The organism is Streptomyces sp. CNS606 (assembly GCF_000426325.1).
Map to the genome: position 1 here is coordinate 1 of NZ_AUFD01000056.1, position 2750 is coordinate 2750.

The window sequence follows — 2750 nt, forward strand, 5'->3', positions numbered from 1 at the left end:
GAATGCCCGGCCAGATAGTCCGGCTTCACACCCCACGACGTGACCAGGCGGAACAGCGCCACCTCCACCGCGAACAACGCCGGCTGCGCCCACCCGGTCTGCCGCAACACACCGTCGCCGTCCTCGAACATCACCTCACGCAGCCCGTCGAAGTGCGCGCACACCTCGTCCAGCGCCTCCGCGAACACCGGGAACGCCTCGGAGAGTTCACGCCCCATCCCCGCCCGCTGACCACCCTGCCCCGAGAACACGAAGCCCGTCAGACCGTCGGTCACCTGTCCGGTGACGACGTCCGCGGAGTGGTCGCCCGCAGCGAGCGCCTCCAGCCCCGCCCGGAGTGCGGCCGGGTCCGCGGCGAGCACCACGGCGCGGTGGTCCAGGCCCGAGCGGGCCGTCGCCAGCGACAGGCCCACGTCCGCGGGCGAGGCCGCCGCGAGGCCGCCGGCCAGGCGTGCGGCCTGGCCGGCGAGTGCGGCGGGCGTCCTGCCGGAGATGAGCCACGGGGCCGCCGGAAGCGCGGTGGCGGGCCCCTCGGCGGGCTCGTCCGCCGGGGCGTCGGGCGCGTCCGGGGCCTCTTCGAGGATGACGTGCGCGTTGGTCCCGCTGATGCCGAACGAGGACACGCCCGCGCGGCGCGGGCGGTCGGACCGTGGCCAGTCGCGGGCCTCGGCGAGGGGTTCGACGGCTCCGGCGGACCAGTCCACATGGGACGAGGGTGTGCCGACGTGCAGCGACTGCGGCAGCTTCTCGTGCCGCAGCGCGAGGATGACCTTCATCAGCCCGGCGACGCCCGCCGCGGCCTGCGTGTGACCGATGTTGGACTTGATCGACCCCAGCCACAGCGGCCGGTCCGCCTCCCGTCCCCGCCCGTACGTCGCGAGCAGCGCCTGCGCCTCGATCGGGTCGCCGAGCGAGGTGCCGGTGCCGTGCGCCTCGACGGCGTCCACCTCGGACGCGGCGAGGCCGGCTCCGGCCAGCGCCTCGCGGATCACGCGCTGCTGCGACGGCCCGTTCGGCGCGGTCAGGCCGTTGGAGGCGCCGTCCTGGTTGACGGCGGAGCCCTTGACGACGGCGAGGACCCGGTGGCCGTTCTTCCGGGCGTCGGAGAGCCGTTCCAGCACCAGCACGCCGGCGCCCTCGCCCCAGCTCGTGCCGTCGGCGTCGTCGGAGAACGCCTTGCACCGGCCGTCGGCCGCCAGCCCGCCCTGCCGTTCGAACTCGACGAAGGCGCCCGGCGTCGACATCAGCGTCACGCCGCCCGCGAGGGCGAGGGAGCACTCGCCGGACTGGAGGGACTGCGCCGCCAGGTGCAGGGCGACCAGGGACGACGAGCAGGCGGTGTCGACGGTGACCGCGGGCCCTTCCAGGCCCAGCGCGTAGGAGACGCGGCCGGACAGCACGCTGCCCGCCGTGCCCGTACCGCCGTAGCCGTCTGCCTGTTCGCCGGACAGGGCGAGCACGGCGCCGTAGTCCTGGCCGTTGGTGCCCGCGAAAACGCCGACGGGCAGGCCGCGCAGCGACAGCGGCCCGATGCCGGAGCGCTCCAGCGACTCCCAGACGACTTCGAGCAGCATGCGCTGCTGCGGGTCCATGGCCAGGGCCTCGCGCGGGGAGATGCCGAACAGGCCGGCGTCGAAGTCCGCGGCGCCGTCGACGAATCCTCCGACGCCCTGTCCGACGTCCCAGCCGCGGTCGGGCGGGAAGGCGCCCATGGCGTCGACGCCGTCGGCGAGCAGTCGCCACAGCGCCTCGGGCGAGTCGACGCCTCCCGGGAAACGGCACGCCATGCCGACGACGGCCACCGGCTCGCCGCCTGTCGCCTCTGCTTCGCGGAGTCGCTGTTTGGTCTCGTGCAGCTCGAGAGTGACCTTCTTCAGGTACTCGAGCAGCTTGTCCTCGTTGACCATCGGGCTCACCGCGTTCCGATCTCGTTGTCGATCAGGTCGAAGATGTCGTCGGCCGTCGCGGCCTCGATCTTCGCGGAGACGTCGGGCCCGCCGTCAGCGTCCGCGGCTGCGTCCAGGCGTTTCATTAGCTGTTGCAGCCGGGCTGTCACCTTCATCCGGGAGACTTCGGAGGCGGGCAGGGCGAGCAGGGTGGCCTCCAGCCGGTCGAGGTCGCCGTCGGCGTCCCGGCCGCCCCCGGCGGAGTCCGCGCCCAGCTCGCCGAGCAGGAACTCGGCGAGGCCGAGGGTCGTGGGGTAGTCGAAGACGAGGGTCGAGGGCAGTTTCAGGCCGGTCTCAGCGGTCAGGGCGTTGCGCAGTTCGACGGCGGTGAGGGAGTCGAAGCCCAGATCGCGGAAGGCGACGCCGAGTTCGACGGCCGAGGCGTCGGCGAAGCCGAGCACGGCGGCGACCTGACCGCGGACGACGTCGGTGACGATGCCCTTGCGGGCGGTCGGGGCCGCACTCGCGAGGCGTGCGCGCAGTCCGCCCTCGGCGGCGGCAGTGGGACCGGCGTGGGCGCGGGTGTGCGCGGGCGCGATCCGCTCCCACAGGGCGTTCGGGCGCAGCGCGGTCGCGGCGGGCACGAACGCCCCCCAGTCCACGTCGGCCACGGTGACGCAGCCGGACGCCGACTCCAGCACGCCCACGGCGACGTCCGGGTCGAGCGGGGTCACGCCGCCGCGCGCCACGCGGGCCTGTACGACGTCGGCGGCGGCCATGCCGCCCTCCGCCCACGGACCCCACGCCACCGACGCCGCCGGCAGACCCCGGGCCCGGCGGTGGTCGGCCAGCGCGTCCAGCGCC

General features: G+C 74.6%; 2 protein-coding genes. Both read right to left on the bottom strand.

Features of this window, described 5'->3' with window-relative positions; translation table 11 throughout:
* Positions 1-1907, bottom strand: a 1907-nt coding sequence (locus K304_RS0120510) for a type I polyketide synthase (protein ID WP_027765254.1), incomplete at its 3' end; no start/stop codon positions are given.
* A gap of 5 nt (positions 1908-1912) precedes the next feature.
* On the bottom strand, positions 1913-2750 hold an 838-nt coding region (locus K304_RS0120515; RefSeq protein ID WP_027765255.1), incomplete at its 5' end, for a phosphopantetheine-binding protein.